Origin of the sequence: Microvirga arsenatis, from assembly GCF_009910705.1 — a bacterium.
Taxonomy (GTDB): domain Bacteria; phylum Pseudomonadota; class Alphaproteobacteria; order Rhizobiales; family Beijerinckiaceae; genus Microvirga; species Microvirga arsenatis.
Window position 1 is genome coordinate 312,132 of the sequence record NZ_JAAAXJ010000004.1, and the last position, 16,623, is coordinate 328,754.

The window sequence follows — 16,623 nt, forward strand, 5'->3', positions numbered from 1 at the left end:
TGTCCTACCCGCCGTTGCGCCGCGGCGGCGGTTCGTTGAGGATGGCCCAGAACACGCCGAGGTCCTGGATCGCATCGAAGAACTCCCGGAAGCCCACCGGCTTCACCACGAAGGCGTTGACGCCGAGCTCGTAGCTGCGCACGAGGTCGCTCTCCTCCCGCGAGGAGGTGAGCATGACGACGGGCGTATGCTTGAGACGCGGATCCGACTTGACCTTCTCCAGCACCTCGAGCCCGTCGACCTTCGGCAGCTTGAGATCGAGCAGCACCACGGCGGGATCGCTGGTGTTGCGGTTCTCGTGCGCGCCGCGGCGGTAAAGAAAATCGAGGGCCTCGGCGCCGTCGCGCACCACGACGACCTCGTTGGCGAGCTGACTCTGCTCGAGAGCCGCCAGGGTCAGTTCAAGATCCTTCGGGTTGTCCTCAACCAGCAGGATCGGCTTCAATTCCGGCATTCACGCCGCTCCTTCGTTTTCGTCGGGCAGGGCGACGAAGAAGGTCGCGCCCCGCTCGGGCGCTCCTTCGGCCCAGGCCCGGCCCCCATGTCTCTCCACGATGCGCCGGACATTGGCCAGCCCGATCCCGGTTCCCTCGAAATCCTCGATCCGGTGCAGGCGCTGGAACACGCCAAACAGCTTGTCGATATACCGCATATCGAACCCGACGCCATTGTCACGCACGAAAAAGATCGTCTCGTCTTCGCCCCGGGCGGAGCCGATCTCGATGCGGGCGATGTCGCGCGGCCGGGTGTACTTGACCGCATTGTCCATGAGGTTCTCGAAGACGAGGCGGATCAGGGCAGGGTCCGCCACCACCGGCGGCAGATCGCCGATGGCCCATTCGATGCGCCGTCCGGCCGCATCCTGCGCCAGCCTGTGCCGGATCTCGTCGACGAGGGCGGCGATGTCGACCTGCCGGGGCTTCAGCGCCGTGCGGCCCATCTGCGAGAAGCGCAGGAGATTGTCGACCAGGGTTCCCGCCGTGTAGGCCGAATCGATGATCGTGTCGATGTAGCGCTTGCCCTTCTCCGAGAGCGCGGCCCATTCGTGCTTCTTCAGGAGCTCGGAATAGCCCACGATGTGCCGGAACGGCGCCCGCAGGTCGTGCGACACGGAATAGGAAAACGCCTCCAGCTCCTTGTTGCTGCGGCGCAGCTCCTCGGAGAGCGCCGCCAGTTCCTCGGCCCGGCGCAGCACGATGCCGACGATGGCATTGCGCAGCTCCTTCACGGCCTCGACCTCGCTGCGGTCCCAGGGCAGGGAGCGGCCTTGCACCGTCTCCTTCCAGATCTCGAAGGAGCGGCGCGGGTGAAGCCTCCCGGAGCCGGCCTCCTCATGCACCGGCTTTTCCGGATTGCCGCCCCATTTCACGGTCTGCACCACCTCGGGGCGGAACCAGAGCACATAGCTCGCATGGGCCTTCGAGATGGAGATGGCCAGAAGACCGCTCGCCCGATCCGCATAGGTCCTGGCAGGCGGATAAAGGTCGGGCAGGCGGTCGGTCGCGAAGACATCCTCCTGATGGTGCCTGGAGAGCCATGCTAACAGGGCCCTGACCTCGTCCTCCCCAGGCGCGTTGCCCAGGCACCAGCAATGGTCCTGCGTCAGCACCGCCGCGCCTTGCGCCCCCGCCAGGAGCATCAGGTCCTCGGGATGGTTCACGAGACCGGTGATGAAGTAGTCCTCCGCTGCCATATGGGCGAGAAGCCGCGTCTGCACGTGCCCGAGACGGACTCGGTTCTCGGCCAAAACGGTGTTCTCCCGCGCCTCGAGCTGGAGCGAGAAGATCTGGGTGAGGAAGTCGCAGGCATTGCGCACCTGGAGCGAGATCCGCTTCGGCCTCTTGCTGTGGCACGAGATCAGGCCCCAGAGCCTGCCGTCGCGCAGGATGGAGATCGACATGGAGGCAAGCGTCCCCATGTTGCGCATGTATTCGAGATGCACCGGCGAGACGCTGCGCAGCACCGAGTCGCTCAGGTCCAGCGGCGCGGGATCGCGCGACTGGATCGGAACCGGCGTGTAGTCGGCGTCGGGGATGATGCGCAGCCGGTTGCGCCGATAGAGTTCCCGCGCCTGGGCCGGAATGTCGGAAGCCGGAAAGCGCAGATCGAGGTAGGACGGCAAGGCATCGTTGCGGTCCTCGGCGACGACCGTGCCGTTCCACTGCTCGTCGAAGCGGTAGATCAGCACGCGGTCGAAGCCGGTCATGTGGCGGATGGCCTGCGCCGCAAGCGGGCAGAGGGTGTCGACGGTGGAGGCGCCCTGCAGCTGCTCCACGAAGCGGCGCAGGGTGGGATAGATCGCTTCGAGGCCCGGCACCGTCTCCGAGGGCGGCTCCTCGAGTTCGAGAACCGCGCAATCGCCCGAGCGGGAGATCGCGGCCTCGAAGGATGCGGGGCCCTGAGCCGTCGCGATCTGCAGGGTGCCGAGGGTGCGGGTGGTTCCCGCAGGCGGAAGGTCGGCCAGAGGTGCTTCGAACGCCCTGGCGAGAGCGGGCATGAGTTCGGCGAAAGAACGGCCGAGCGCCGCGGTCGGAGCAAGACCGAACACGGCCTCGATATTGGCGCTGGCATAGGCCAGCGTCCGGTCGGAGAGCCGGATCGCCAGCAGCACCCCGTGCGGCTGGATGCTGCCCGGGATGTGAATCGGCTCCCGCTCGCAGGCGGTCAAATCGATGTCTTGCGGCGCTTGCCGGTTCATGGAGCCTCGCACAGCCAGTCATGCATCACGTCGAAGGTCTTTTGCGCGGACCCGACGATGATGTCGTCGGTCCCCGGCGAAGAGGCTTCGAGGAGCATGGCGCCAAACGACTTCCACATGACAGCGATATCACGTCCGTAGCTGCGGAAATAGGCGCAGCCCGTTTCCGCGGTGATCCCGAGCCGGCGCTCCACCTCGTGCGCGATGATGGCGCCGCCGAGGGTCGAGCCCTCGACCACATACATGCTTCCCAGCACCGCTTCCGGCGCGGGCAGAGGCATGAGAGGCCGGCATTGTGGCAAACGGATGATCTCGTCCGATTTTAGTCCTAAAGCCTTGAGATCATTGACCAGGAGCTCGGTTTTGCAGCGGCGTTCGAAGAAGGCGCGGTCCGGCGCCTTGGGCGCGGCGGCGCTCTCCCAGGCCCTGTGGAACCCGTAGAATCGGATCAGCAGCTCCCGGTAGCGGTCCCGGGTGGCGATCCGGCGGTCGAGGTCCATCGCCGCCTCGATGCGGTCGTGCGCCGCCCGGGTCTCGATCTTCAGCCGTTCGAGCAGCGTCATGCGGCCTCGCCTCCATGACGTCCCGGCTTCCGGGCGGCCATGCGCTCGGCAAGGCCGAGCCCGTCATGGATCAGGACCGCCATCAGCGCAACCACGAGGCCGCCCTGCAGCACGAAGGCGAGGTTGTTCGACTGCAGGCCCGCAATGATCACCTCGCCCAGCCCCTTGGCCGCCACCGTGGAGCCGATGGTGGCGGTGCCGAGGCTGATGATCACCGACAGGCGGATGCCGGCGAGGATCACCGGAAGCGCCAGCGGCAGCTCCACCTGCAGCAGGCGCTGGCGCGCATTGAGGCCCATGCCCTTCGCCGCCTCGAGCGTCTGCGGCGACACGCCGGTGAGCCCGGTGAGCGTGTTCTCGAAGATCGGCAGAAGACCGTAGAGAAAGAGCGCGATGAAGGCCGGCTTTTCTCCGAAACCCACAAGAGGCACCGCAATCGCCAGCACCGCGACGGGCGGGAAGGTCTGACCGATATTCACGATGGCGCGCGACAGCGGCAGGAACTCCTGCCCCCAGGGCCGGGTGACCAGGATGCCGAGGGCCACCGCGAGAACGGTGCTCGCCAGAGTGGCGAGAGCCACCGTGCGCAGATGCGACAGGGTCAGGGCGAGCAGGCTGCCCTGGTTGTAGATCGCCGGCGCACGGTTCGCGGCAAGAGGCTCGAACACGAAGGCGAAGAGCTGGGGCGCCGTGACGAAGGCCACGAACAGGAGGAGCGCGAGACCGCGCAAGACGAAGGCCCTGCGGCTCATGGGAGCGCCCTCCCGTGCCGCAGGATCTGCGCAATGCTGATCCGCCCTGCCGGTGCGCCGGCGGCATCCACGACGGGCAGGGCCTCGCGCCCCAGCCACACGAGCTGCGAGAGCGCGTCGCGCAGGGTTGCGGAGAGGAGAATCGGCTCGCCCTCCGCGTGGCCGGGTTCGAGCGCTTCCCCGACCTTCGTCAGCGACAGCAGGCGGAACGGCCGCTCCGCCGTGCCGACGAGCTGCTCCACGAAGGCTTCCGCCGGACGCAGGAGCAGCTCGCCCGGGCTCGCATATTGCAGGAGCCGCCCCCGGTCCATGACGGCGATCCGGTCGCCCAGGTGGAAGGCCTCGTTCATGTCGTGCGTCACCAGCACCACGGTGGTGCGCAGGCGGCGCTGGATGGCGAGCAGATCGTCCTGCGCCCGGCTGCGGATGACGGGGTCGAGAGCGCCGAAGGGCTCGTCCATGAGCAGCAGCGCGGGCTTTGCCGCGAGCGCCCGCGCGACGCCCACGCGCTGCTGCTGGCCGCCGGAGAGCTGGTGCGGGAATTTCTGCGCGAACTCGCCCGGGTCGAGCTGGAAGAGGTCGAGCAACTCCTCGACGCGCGCCGCGATCCGCCGCTTCTCCCAACCCAGAAGACGCGGCACGGTGGCGATGTTCTCGGCGACGGTGCGGTGCGGGAAGAGGCCATAGCCCTGGATCACATAGCCGATGCGGTGGCGCAGCGCGTCCTCCGGGATCGCCATCGTGTCCTCGCCGTCAACGAGAACGCGGCCCGCGCTCGGCGCGACGAGGCGGTTGATCATGCGCAGCAGGGTCGACTTGCCCGCGCCCGAGGTGCCGACGACCACCGCAATCGCTCCCTCCTCGACGCGGAAGGACACGTCGTCGACCACCGTGGTCGCGCCGTAGCGCTTGGTGAGGCGCTCAATCTCGATCATGCGCACCCCGTTGCGTGAGGTCGATGAGGGCATCGAGAAGGATGGCTGCGGCGAAGGACAGGGCCACCGTGGGGATCGCTCCCAGCAGCACGAGGTCGATGGCCGTCTGCCCGATGCCCTGGAACACGAAGGTGCCGAAGCCCCCTCCTCCGATCAGGGCGGCGATGGTGGCCATCCCGAGGTTCTGCACGAGCGCGATGCGGATGCCCGCGAGAATGACGGGCAGCGCCAGCGGCAGCTCGACCTCGACGAGACGCTGGCGCGCGCTCATCCCCATGCCGCGCGCCGCATCGGTGACCGCCGCCGGAACCTGGCCGAGCCCCGTGATCGTGTTGGCGACCACCGGCAGCAGGGAGTAGAGGAAGAGCGCCACGAAGGCCGGCGCCGCGCCGATGCCGCGGATGCCGAGCGCCGCCGCGAGCGGCACATGGGCCGCAAGGTATCCGAGCGGCGCGATCAGGATGCCGAACAGCGCGATGCTCGGGATCGTCTGGACGATGTTGAGAACCTGAAGGAGCGCCGTTCGCAACCGCCGAATGCGGTGGCCCAGCATGCCGAGCGGCAGGCCGACGAGGCACGCGACTCCGGTGGAGCCGAGGGCGAGCCACAGGTGCTGGCGCGCCTCGCGCCAGAAGCTCTCCGCACGGCCCGCATATTCCTTCATCAGGGAGAGATCGGCCCAGGCTCCGGACAGGAGGAGAAGCGCGATGGCGGCTCCCGCTGCCGCCAAGGCCGCAAGCCGCACCCACGGCCCGAGGCGCAGGCGCATGAGCGCATCGGCGGCAAGCAGCGCGAAGGCGAGCGCAAGCAGCCAGAACCCGAGAGCGGGCGACACGCGCGCGAAGCCGTTGCCGGCGGGCGCGACGAAGCCGGCGGAGACGCCGACGGCGGGAAAGACCGCGCACAGGCCGAGGGCTGCCGCGGCGAGGCGGATCGCCGGCCGGCGGATCAGCGCCGCGCAGGCCGCAGCGGCGATCGCCGCGAGCACCACGGCTGCGACGCCGGCGGGCGGCAGCGCATCCGCGAGCATCCGCCCCTCGCCGGCCACGATGCGGTTGGCGCGGTAGGTGACGAAGGGCGCGGCGGTCAGCGCGACGCCGATGAGCACGGCGATCACGGCTCCGACCCGATCCAGGGACAGGCTCGCGCGCAAGGAGGCCATGCCGGGGGCGGTCGTTGGGGAGGAGATCGTCGTCACAAAGCGTCCGGCCTTCGTTGCGCCCGCCTGCGGAGGCGGTTCACGTCCTGCTGGAGGGCGCCCTCACTTCAGGAAGCCCTTGGACTTCAGGTAATCCGTCGCCACCGCCTTCGCCGGCTCGCCGCCCACCTGAACGCGCGCGTTCAGTGTCTGCAGGGTCGCGAGGTCGAGGGAGGCGAAGACGGGCTTGAGGATCTCGGCGATCTTCGGGTTTTCCTTCAGCGCCGCCTCGCGCACGATGGGAGCCGGGGCATAGACGGGCTGCACGCTCTTGTCGTCCTCCATCACCACGAGCCCTGACGGGGCGATGCCGCCGTCGGTGCCGTAGACCATGGCGGCATTGGCGCCGCTGGTCTGCTCGGCCGCCGCCTTGATGGTCGCCGCCGTGTCGCCGCCGGAGAGCACGATGAGCTGCTCCGGCTTCATCCTGAAGCCGTAGGCCTTCTGGAAGGCCGGGAGGGCCGCCTCCGAGTTCACGAACTCGGCGGAAGCCGCCAGCACCGCCTTGCCGCCGCCGGCGATCCAGCGGCCGAAATCCGACATGGTCTTCAGCCTGTTCGCCTCGGCGATGTCCTTGCGCAGGGCGATGGCCCAGGTGTTGTTGGCCGGCGCCGGATCGAGCCAGACGATCTTGTTGGCCTCGTAGTCGAGGCTCTTGGCCATGGCGAAGCCCTTGGCGGCATCCTTCCAGACGGGATCGTCCGCCTTGTTGAAGAAGAAGCCCGCATTGCCGGTGTATTCGGGATAGATGTCGATCTCGCCGGCCGTGATGGCCTTGCGGACCACGGGCGAGGCGCCGAGCTGGATGCGGTCCTGGGCCTTGATGCCGTTGGCATTGAGCAGGAGCAGGATGATGTTGCCGAGAACCGAGCCCTCGGTGTCGATCTTGGACGACACGACCACGTCAGCCCGGGCGGCGCCCATGGCCGCAACCCCGAGGGCGACGGCGAGGGCGAGCGGCTTGAGGACGGACTTCATGGGAACCCCCTTGTGAAACCTTGCCCGGCGGATTCTAGGTCAGCGAAGGCCTTTAGGCAGGGGGACCGCCGCGATGACGCGGCTTCAGGGGTCAAAATGTTGTGCGCAAAAGCCCGCCGGAGGGGAGCGCCTCCGGCGGGGCGACCGTGAACGCCTCCTGTGGCCTCTCAGGCGCTCAGGGTCGACGGAGGCTCCTGCGCGATGGTGAAGCGGACCTGGGCCTGCGGCCGGTGATCCTCGGAGAGGGTGCGCCAGGTGCGCTCGGCTTCCGTGCGGCTCTCGAAGGGACCGACGACGCGCTCCGTGCCCTGGACGATGGTTTCGCAGTCGCAGGAGGTGTACTCGCCGCCAACCACCCAGAAACGTGACTTATGCATGGCCGTTCTCCGCTCTTGAGATCGATGGGCCGCCGGACCCTTCGGCACAGCCAGCCTCATCCTTAAGTTTACATCCGTTGACAACCTACCCGCCCGACCCACAAACTCGGTGCGTCGACAGGGCGTCTGATGGATATAATTCCAGAAGAAGCTTTTGTTTCAACGGCTGATTTCTAAAGAAAAGTCGCCTTGTAAACCAACGACCAGGGCACCTGAGTCACTTTGTAAAAAGATTTACAGATGGATGAGAGCAGAAAACTCTTCGTCGGCCCCCGCCTGAAGCGCCTGCGGCGGGACCTCAACCTGAGCCAGGCCCGCATGGCCGAGGAGCTCGGTCTCTCGCCCAGCTACCTGAACCTCATGGAGCGCAACCAGCGCCCCATCACGGCGCAGGTGCTCATCCGCCTCGCCCATGCCTATTCCCTGGACCCGCGCGAGTTCGCCAACGACGACCACGAGCGCACGGTGGCGGAACTGGAGGAGGTGTTCGCCGACCCCCTGTTCCGCTCCACGCCCGTGGCGCGGCTCGAGCTGCGCGAGACCATCGAGAATGCGCCCTCCCTGGTGGATGCCATCAACCGCCTCTACCGCGCCTACCAGGCCATGCGCGGGGCGCGGGAGGCGGTGACGCCGAACCTGAGCGACCGCGACCGGGCCGAGGACGCGCCGCAGGTCAATCCGGTCGACCGGGTGCGGGAGCTGATCCACGAGGCCAAGAACCATTTTCCGGAGCTGGACGAGGCCGCCGAGGCCCTGGCCGCGGACCTCGTGGGAACGGGGCACGAGCCGTTCTTCGCCATCGCCGAGCGGCTGCGCGCGAAGCACGGCATTCGCGTGCGCGTGCTGCCCATCGACGTCATGTCGGACAATCTGCGGCGCTACGACCCCCACCGCCGCCAGCTCCTGATCTCCGAGCTGGTGGATTCCTCGGGAAGAACCTTCCAGGCCGCCTACCAGCTCGCCTTCGCCGAGATGCGCGAGACCATCGACGCGCTGGCCGCGCGGCTGGAGCCCGCGGACGGGCCGGCGCGGCGGCTGCTGCGCGTCTCCTTCGGCAATTACTTCGCCGGCGCCCTGATGATGCCCTATGCGAAGTTCCATGCCGCCGCCGAGGTCCTGGGCTACGACGTGGAGGTGCTCGGCGCCCGCTTCGGGGCGAGCTTCGAGCAGGTGGCGCACCGGCTCACGACGCTGGCCCGCCCGGGCGCGCGGGGCATCCCGTTCTTCCTGGTGCGGGTGGATTCGGCGGGCAACGTATCCAAGCGCTTCTCCTCCGGCCGCTTCCCCTTCTCGCAGTTCGGCGGCACCTGCCCGCTCTGGAACCTGCACTCCACCTTCCGCACCCCCGGCCACGTGGTGACGCAGATCGTGGAGCTGCCCGATTCCTCGCGCTGGTTCTCCGTGGCCCGAACGGTCAAGCGCGCCTCCACCCCCTGGGGCACGCCCGATCCGCAATTCGTGGTAGGCCTCGGCTGCGAGCTCAAATACGCCCATCGCCTGGTCTATGCGCGCGGGCTCGACCTGGCGGGGGCGGATGCCACGCCCATCGGCGTCAATTGCCGCCTGTGCGGGCGGGTCGCCTGCCCGCAGCGCGCCGCCCCGCCCCTCATGCACGCCCTGATCGTGGACGAGATGCGGCGCGGCGTCTCGCCCTTCGAGTTCGACGCGACCTAGGCGCGACCCCGTGCCTGCCGGCGCTGGGGCTCGTCTAGCCAGTGATCCAGGAACCGGTCGAGCCAGCGGGAGACGTGCGGGTCGTGCTGGAAGCGGCCTTCGAGCTGGCGGACCCGGTCCTGCGCACCGGGCATCGCGAGGCGCTCCTCGGCCACCACGGTCCAGCGGCAGAGCATGGCGTGGGTCACCTCCGGATGGAACTGCAGCCCGAAGGCCCGCTCGCCCACCCGGATCGCCTGGGTCGGGAAGTCGTCTCCGGTGGCCAGGGTCTCGGCGCCCGCGGGGCAGTCGAAGCCCTCCCGGTGCCAGTGATAGACGTGGCCCGGCCAGGGCACGCCCCACTCCCGGCTGAGCGCCTCCCCGGCCGGGGTCGGAATCAGGGGATAATAGCCGATCTCCGCCCGCCCCTCGGGATGGGACCAGACGCGGGCGCCCAGGTGCCGGGCCATCATCTGCGCGCCGAGGCAGAGGCCGAGATAGGGCCTGTTCTCCTTGAGCGGCACGCCGATCCAGTCGATCTCCTGCCTGATGAAGTCGTCCGGATCGTTGGCGCTCATGGGCCCGCCGAAGATCACGGCCCCCGCATGCTCCGCGAGGGTCTCCGGCAGCGGGTCGCCGAAGCGGGGGCGGCGGATGTCGAGCGGGTAGCCGCGCTCCGCGAGCAGGCGCCCGACCCGGCCGGGCGTGGAGTGCTCCTGGTGCAGGACGATGAGGATGGGTGGCTTGGATCGCCGCCCGGGGCGGGAGACAGGACGCGGAACCATGAACCGATTATCCAGGATCGGCCGGGTTCTCCGCAAGAGGCCGCACCACCCCTGCCGCTGCGTGACGGTTCTCCCCCGGGCTTTTGGGTGCGGGAGATCCGACCGGGGCTGCCGAATCCGGCTCCTCCGGCCCCGGCGGGACGGGGTTTGAAGCCCTGCGCCTGGGCATTATAACAATGTCACAGATCAGGAACTTCGGTCTTTTGCACGCGAGCGCAAAGATGTTAGAAGCGTCTGATTCCCGAGGCTTGACGTCCAGACCATCCAGGGCAACTGTCCTGTGCTCAGGCGAGCACTCCGCCAGCGCCCTGCGTGAAAGAAAGTATAACCGTGACCGATAGCGTAACGAGCGACGGCGAACTCAACGGCCTGCGGATCCTCGTGGTCGAGGACGAGGCCGCGATTTCCCTGCTGCTGGAGGACATGCTTCTCGATTTCGGCTGCGAGGTGATCGGCCCGGCCGCCCGGCTCTCCGTCGCCCTCGATGCGGTCGCCCGCGAGAAGGTGGATCTGGCCATCCTCGACGTGAACGTGGCAGGCGAGCCGATCTATCCGGTTGCAGAGGCCCTGGCCCAGCGCTCCATCCCCTTCGTGTTCTCCACGGGCTACGGCAGCGCCGGCATCCGCGATGCCTTCCGCGACCGTCCGGTCCTGCAGAAGCCCTTTGCCCAGCACGACCTGAAGCAGAAGCTGCTCATGGCGCGCGGCGGGGCCGCCTGATCGGCCCTGCCGCGGCATGGATCTGTGGCGGATCTGCCGCAACCGTTCACCCTGTGCTCCAAAACACAGCGGCCGCCATGTGAATCGGCTTTGATCCTGCGCCCTTCCTGCTAAGGTCGGGTAACGTTAGAGCAGGTATCTTCGATCAGCCGGTCCGTCATGCCCCTTCGATCCTTCAGGCTTCTGGCCGCCACGAGCGCCCTGGCGCTTTGCCTCGCGGACGCGCAGGCCCAAACCCCCGTGCCCCGCCCCACGCCCGCCGCCGGCGCCATCGTCGCGGTCAAGGGCGGCGAGGAAATGCGCTTCGTGCGGGAAGACCTCTGGCGCACGGCCCCCATCCAGCAGAACGTGGTCGGCGGCGATACCCTGCGCACCAACGAGATCGGCAACCTGGCGATCCTGTTCGCCGACCAGACCCAGATCCGGGTCGGCCGCAATTCGGTGCTGACGGTGAACGACGTGGCCGGGGGAGGCGCGGGCAACACCCAGCTCAGCCTCCAGGGCGGCAGCATCTGGGCCCGCGCGGCCCGCGGCGGCTCGGGCGTGGACGTGAAGACCCCGGCGGCCGTCGCCGCCATCCGCGGCACGGACTGGTCCCTCTCCGTCGAGGGCGGCCGCACCTCCCTCGTCGTGCTCGAAGGCGTGGTGGAGCTCTCCAACCCGCAGGGCTCCGTCACCGTCCGTCAGGGCGAGGGCGCCGTGGCGACCATCGGGCAGGCCCCGACGAAGTTCGTGCTCACGAACTCCGAGGATCGCGAGCAGATGCTCTTCTACATGAGCCTGCGCGACACCTTCTCCTCCATTTCCACCTCGCCGCTGGCCGGTCCCGCCCTGCGGGCGGAGCGCGCGCGGATCGCGGCGATCGCGCCCGGTGCGCGTAGCGCCGAGGACTGGCTGTCGCTCGCGGAGATCGCCCCGTCTCTCGACGGGCGCGCGGCCGCTGCCCAGGCCCTCGCCGAGGCGCGAAGCCGGGGCTTGAGCGCATCGCAACGCGCCCGTGCCGACTTGGTGGAAGCGGCCCTTCTCGGCTCCCAGCACCGCTGGCGGGAGGCGGCGGCGCTGTTCGCCAAGGTCGAGCGGGGCGTAGATCCGAAGCGGCACATCTTCGCAGCCTACGGGCGCTACGTCGCCCAGTCCCTCGCGGATCCGAAGCGGGCTTACCCGGAGCCGAGGCTTGCGCTCAACGATCCCTTCGCCGTGCTGGCCCACGCCTATGTGGTGGCCTTCCGGCAGGACCTGCAGGCCGCGGCGGACGTGCTGCGGGAGGCCCGCAAGCGCTTTCCCAATGATGCCCGCCTCGCGGTGATGGCAGCGCAGATTGCCTATGCCCTCAACCGGCGCGAGGAGATGCGCGAGGCCATCGCCCAGGCTAAGGCGATCGATCCGGACGACCCGGAGGTGATCGCAACCGATAGCAACATCCGCGGCGACATCGACGGCGAGGTGAATGCGGCCGTGGAGGCCCTGCGCCGGGCCGCCGCCATCGCGCCGGGCAATTCCAACGTGTGGAACAGCCTCGGCCTGTTCGAGTCCGACCGGGACCGGCCGCTCGCCGCCGAAGAGGCCCTGCGCCGCGGCATCGAGGCTGATCCCGGCAGCCCCGTCTCCTATGCCAACCTGGCAATCCTGCTCCTGGACCAGAACCGGGTCGAGGAGGCGGGAGCCTTGATTGACAAGGCGCTCTCCCTCGACCCTGCCTTCTCCGTCGGCTACATCGCCCGCGGCCGCTACCTGCTGCAGAAGGGCGAGGCCGCCAAGGGCCTCGAGGCCATCCTCGCCGGCTCGGCTGCAAATCCAGGCCTGTCCCAGGGCGTGCTCATGGCCGCCGTAGCCTATTACCAGAACGGCGAGGAGGAACTGGCGGACCAAGCCCTCGACAATGCGGACCGTCTCGACCCGAACGATCCGGTGGTCGCAAGCTTCCGCACCGCTATCGCCATCGACCAGTACCAGGCAGACCAGGCCGTGCTGGCCGCGCGGGAGGCCGTGCGGCGCTACCGCCAGCGGGGCGGCGATTTCGCGGGCCTGGCGATCAACAAGGAGGGCGGCTCCTATCCCGCCCAAGCCTATCGCTTCCTGAACCTGAACGAGTGGTCGCGCTTCTACGGCGACCGCGTCTTCGATCGCTTCAGCGCATCCACCTATTTCGACCAGGCCGCGGTGGAGCGGCCGGCCCTCGTCACGGGCAGACCTAGCATCTCCACCATTGAAAGCGGCGTCGGCGCGGACCTGACCGCCCTCAACCTCACCATCCAAGGCCTTTTCTTCGACCCGCTCGCCGTCTCCGGCCGCATTGGGCGCCTCGATCTGCTCCGCCGCCCCTTCCTCGACGTGGAGGTCGGCGGCTCGCTCCTGCACCAGAACGGCCGCTACGGTTGGGGGGCGGATGCAACGGTACAAGGCTTCTCGAATGAGCCGCTTCCCACCTCCTTCACCCTCACGGCGAGCCGCACCAGGCCGAACGGGCGCGATCCCATCGACCGCGAGGATGCGGACAACGGCAGCTTCTTCATCGGCTCGGCCCCGTCCGCCGCCAACCGCTTCCTGGTGTTCGGGGCCGCCTCTGGCCAAGACCCCGCGCTGGCGCGGATCAACACGCCCACCAACCTCTTCCAGGGGCGCCAGAACACCGCCTCCATGCTGGGCGGCGCCGGCTGGAGCCACAGCTTCAGCGACCACAACGTGCTTACGGCGGCAGTCTTCGGCCTGAACGGCCTGGACCGCCGCTTCACCGATGCGGCCACCACCAACATTCCCGGCTTCCTCGTGGGCGGCACCACCTGGGAGCGCAACAGAACCGAGGGTGCCTCGGCGGCCGTGTCGCACATGATCGGCTTAGGCGACCTGACCCTGCAATACGGCTTCGAGGCGCAGCGCGGGCGGAGCATCGCCCGAACCGAAGGTCGTTCCTACGTCTACAACATCGACACCGGTGCCTTCGACTTCACCGATATCGATGAGCGGACGGATGCCAGCTTCAGCGGCACGCGGCTTTATGCGGATGTCTTCTGGCGCCCCTCAGATTGGTTCGAGGCGCAGGCTGGGATCGAGCGCAGCACCGTCAAGATCGAGGGACAGCGCGAGGACGAGGCGGTGTCGCCGCGGGTGGGGCTCGGCATCTCCCCCTTCGAAGGGCAATGGCTGCGGGCAGCCTATCGCCAGGATCGGGTGCAACCCATCGCCTTCACCCTGGCGCCGGTGACCACCGTGGGCTTGGTGCCGAATGCCCTGCCCACGCAGTTGGGCGCAGAAACCGAGACCCTGGCCCTGCGCTGGGACGCGGAATGGTCACCCCACGTCTTCACCGCCGTGGAGTACCAGCGCCAGGAAGCGCAGAACGTGAGCCTCCCGATGCCTTATTCCTTCGACAGCATCGACATCGAGAGGGCGCGCATCGAGCGCCTCGCGGCAACGGCGAACCTGTGGCTCACCCATGGCATCGGCGTGTTCGGCACTATCGGCACGATCGCGTCCGAGGTGAGCTCTGGGGAGGCCCGCGGCGCAGACGTGCCCTTCATCGCCGGCAAGTTCGCCCGTGCCGGCATGACTTTCGTTCACCCGAGCCGCCTCAAGTTCACGCTTGCCGGCACGTTCGTAGGCGACATCAAGGGCAACCTCGCCGGGCGCGAAATCGACTCCTACTGGACGTCGGATGCGGCCCTCACCTGGGAGACTCCTGACCGGCGCCTCATGTTCGGCCTAAGCGTGCTCAACCTGTTCGATGAGAACTACGAGCTGGCCCCTGACATCCGTGGGCCGGGACGCACCTTCGAGGCGAGCCTTAAGGCCCGGTTCTGAGCGTGAGCGAGAGTCCCGCAACGGCAGGACATCATGGCGCCGGAGAGCCCCTCTGGCGCCATTTCGCCATGGCCGGGATCGTTGCGGCCCTTTTGGTCCCGTTCGTGTTCTTCTTCTCGCCCATGCGCCTCATCGAGGCGCGGCTCTACGATCTTCTCTCGGTGGTCTCGCCGCCGGCGCTCGAGGAGTGGGGAGCGGTCGTGGTGGCGATCGACGAGCCCTCCATCGGCGAGGTCGGCCAGCGCTGGCCCTGGCCGCGGCAGATTCATGCGAAGCTCGTCGAAAGCCTGCGCGCGGCGGGCGCGAAGACCATCGTCTTCGACATCGTCTTCGCCGATCCCTCCACCGAGGAAGCGGACGCTGCCCTCGCGAAGGCGCTCGGACCGGACGTGGTGCTGGCGGCGGACGACGTCACCACCCTCCTGAGCCAGGGCGTGCAGGTCACCCGGGTCAGCCCGCTCGACGCCTTCCTGGATGCCGGCGCGGCGGCGGGCGTGGCCTCGGTCGATCTCGACGGGGACGCCTACCTGCGGCGCATGCCCCGGATGCGCGACAGCCTCGCCGGCGAAGCCCTGCGCCTGAGCGGGGAGCCCCGGCCGGCGGCGCCCGAGGGTGCGCTGATCCAGTATCTCGGGCCGGCCTACACCTATCCCCGGGCCTCCTACTACCAGGCCCTCGACCCGGCGAATTTCCTGCCGCCGGGCTTCTTCAGGGACCGCATCGTCCTGGTGGGATTGAGCCTGAAGCAGGCGACCTCCGCCGACATCGGCACCCCCGATGCCTTTCCCACCCCCTACACCGTGACGGAGAACACCCTCACCCCCGGGGTGGAGGTGCAGGCCAATATCCTCGACAACCTGCGCCACGGCCTCTACGTGCTGCCCGTGCCGCCGCTGGCCATGGCGGTGCTCGTGGTCGCCGGCGCCTTCCTGGCCGCGGCCTTCTCCACCCACGGCGTCACCTGGCGCACGGGCCTCGCGGCGCTCTTCGTGCTCGGCTTCTTCATCGTCGGCGCCTGGGCGCTGCTCCGGTTCGAGCGGGTCTGGGCGCCGCCCGCCCTGCCGGTGGCCGCGGCGCTCGCCGTGTTCGGAACCCGCTTCGGCCTCGACTACGCCCGCGAACGGCATCTGCGCCGCACGGTGTCGGAAGCCTTCTCGCGCTATCTCTCGCCGGAGCTCGTGGCGCGCCTCGCCCGCGATCCCTCGGCGCTCAAGCTCGGCGGCGAGCGGCGCAACCTGACGATCCTGTTCTGCGACGTGCGCGGCTTCACCACCCTGTCGGAGAAGCTGAAGGACGAGCCGGAGCGGCTGACCACGCTCATCAACCGCCTGCTCGACCCGCTCTCCGAGGCCGTGCTCGCGGAAGGCGGCACCATCGACAAGTACATCGGCGACTGCGTGATGGCGTTCTGGAACGCGCCGCTGCCCAGCCCGGACCACCCCCTCCGCGCCGCCCGCGCCGCCATGCGCATGCTGGAGGCGGTCAAAACCCTCAACGCGGAGCTGCGGCAGGAACAGGGCGAGGATGCGCCGGTCTTCGCCATCGGGGTCGGCATCAACACGGGCGACTGCGTGGTCGGCAATGTGGGATCGCGCTGGCGCTACGATTATTCCGTGCTCGGCGACACGGTGAACCTCGCCTCGCGCCTGGAGAGCCTGTCGAAGGAATACGGCGTCTCCATCGTGCTGGGCCCCGCCACCGCCCAGGCCCTGCAGGAGCATTTCGTGCTCATCGAGCTCGATCGCATCGCCGTGAAGGGGCGCACCGAGAAATCGGCCATCTTCACCATCGTCGCGCCGGCCGATCAGCGCCGGGATCCCGCCCTTGCGGAACTCGCGGAGCTGCATCCCACGCTCCTCGATACCATCGGCGCGGGAAAGCGGGTGGAGGCCCTGGAGCTCGTCCGGCACTGCCAGACCCTCGCCCCCTCCCTGTCGAACTACTACAGGAAGCTGATGGTCAAGGCCGCTTCCATCCCCGAGTGACCTCTGCCGGCAGGCCCGCATCGGCGCTCGAGCCCTCTGCCGCGGACCCGGCTCGACGGCCTGAAAAACTGCGGCTTCCCCGAGTTGATCTTGCAAACGATGTGCAAGTAAAACCAAGATCTTGCGCTTGCCGGAGCAGGCTTTATAAGCTCGCCTCGTCTCCCTGCCGAGCCCTCTTTTT

The 16,623-nt window shown here is 68.5% G+C and carries 13 protein-coding genes; 4 read left to right on the plus strand and 9 right to left on the minus strand.

All coding sequences use genetic code 11. From position 1 onward, the window contains the following. Positions 1-4 precede the first annotated feature (4 nt). From GR303_RS10325 to GR303_RS10360, 8 genes are all read right to left on the minus strand, one after another. Positions 5-454: a response regulator gene (locus GR303_RS10325; protein ID WP_161722020.1), complete on the minus strand. Its 450-nt coding sequence runs from the start codon at positions 452-454 to the stop codon at positions 5-7. After that, positions 455-2,698 (minus strand): ATP-binding protein, encoded by a 2,244-nt coding sequence (locus tag GR303_RS10330; RefSeq protein WP_161722019.1) that lies wholly within the window; start codon positions 2,696-2,698, stop codon positions 455-457. It lies immediately after the preceding gene. Beyond that, complete coding sequence (locus tag GR303_RS10335) at positions 2,695-3,261, minus strand: biliverdin-producing heme oxygenase (RefSeq protein ID WP_161722018.1); 567 nt, start codon at positions 3,259-3,261, stop codon at positions 2,695-2,697. Before GR303_RS10335 ends, GR303_RS10330 begins: the two co-directional genes overlap by 4 nt. After that, complete coding sequence (locus tag GR303_RS10340; RefSeq protein WP_161722017.1) at positions 3,258-4,013, minus strand: ABC transporter permease; 756 nt, start codon at positions 4,011-4,013, stop codon at positions 3,258-3,260. The genes GR303_RS10335 and GR303_RS10340 overlap by 4 nt, the downstream gene beginning before the upstream one ends. After that, positions 4,010-4,948, minus strand: coding sequence for an ABC transporter ATP-binding protein (locus GR303_RS10345; RefSeq protein WP_161722016.1), 939 nt, complete (start codon positions 4,946-4,948; stop codon positions 4,010-4,012). Before GR303_RS10345 ends, GR303_RS10340 begins: the two co-directional genes overlap by 4 nt. Continuing rightward, on the minus strand, positions 4,935-6,110 hold the full coding sequence (locus GR303_RS10350) for an ABC transporter permease (RefSeq protein WP_161722015.1): 1,176 nt from the start codon (positions 6,108-6,110) through the stop codon (positions 4,935-4,937). Before GR303_RS10350 ends, GR303_RS10345 begins: the two co-directional genes overlap by 14 nt. Before the next feature lie 99 nt (positions 6,111-6,209). After that, positions 6,210-7,124, minus strand: a complete 915-nt coding sequence (gene osmF, locus GR303_RS10355; RefSeq protein ID WP_161722014.1) for a glycine betaine ABC transporter substrate-binding protein OsmF — start codon at positions 7,122-7,124, stop codon at positions 6,210-6,212. Between the two features lie 167 nt (positions 7,125-7,291). Beyond that, positions 7,292-7,501, minus strand: coding sequence for a DUF4170 domain-containing protein (locus GR303_RS10360; RefSeq protein WP_161722013.1), 210 nt, complete (start codon positions 7,499-7,501; stop codon positions 7,292-7,294). A 240-nt stretch (positions 7,502-7,741) separates the two neighbouring features. On the opposite strand from GR303_RS10360, the gene GR303_RS10365 reads away from it, so the two are divergent. Beyond that, on the plus strand, positions 7,742-9,175 hold the full coding sequence (locus GR303_RS10365; protein WP_161722012.1) for a helix-turn-helix domain-containing protein: 1,434 nt from the start codon (positions 7,742-7,744) through the stop codon (positions 9,173-9,175). On the opposite strand, the gene GR303_RS10370 is transcribed toward GR303_RS10365, so the two are convergent. Continuing rightward, on the minus strand, positions 9,172-9,939 hold the full coding sequence (locus GR303_RS10370) for a glutamine amidotransferase (RefSeq protein WP_161722011.1): 768 nt from the start codon (positions 9,937-9,939) through the stop codon (positions 9,172-9,174). The genes GR303_RS10365 and GR303_RS10370 overlap by 4 nt on opposite strands. 330 nt (positions 9,940-10,269) lie before the next feature. On the opposite strand from GR303_RS10370, the gene GR303_RS10375 reads away from it, so the two are divergent. From GR303_RS10375 to GR303_RS10385, 3 genes are all read left to right on the plus strand, one after another. Continuing rightward, on the plus strand, positions 10,270-10,659 hold the full coding sequence (locus GR303_RS10375) for a response regulator (protein ID WP_161722010.1): 390 nt from the start codon (positions 10,270-10,272) through the stop codon (positions 10,657-10,659). Between the two features lie 159 nt (positions 10,660-10,818). After that, positions 10,819-14,457, plus strand: coding sequence for a FecR domain-containing protein (locus GR303_RS10380; RefSeq protein ID WP_161722009.1), 3,639 nt, complete (start codon positions 10,819-10,821; stop codon positions 14,455-14,457). 2 nt (positions 14,458-14,459) lie between these two features. Beyond that, the gene (locus GR303_RS10385; protein ID WP_343038399.1) at positions 14,460-16,442 is read left to right on the plus strand and encodes an adenylate/guanylate cyclase domain-containing protein; all 1,983 of its coding nucleotides are present in this window, start codon (positions 14,460-14,462) and stop codon (positions 16,440-16,442) included. Positions 16,443-16,623 lie beyond the last annotated feature (181 nt).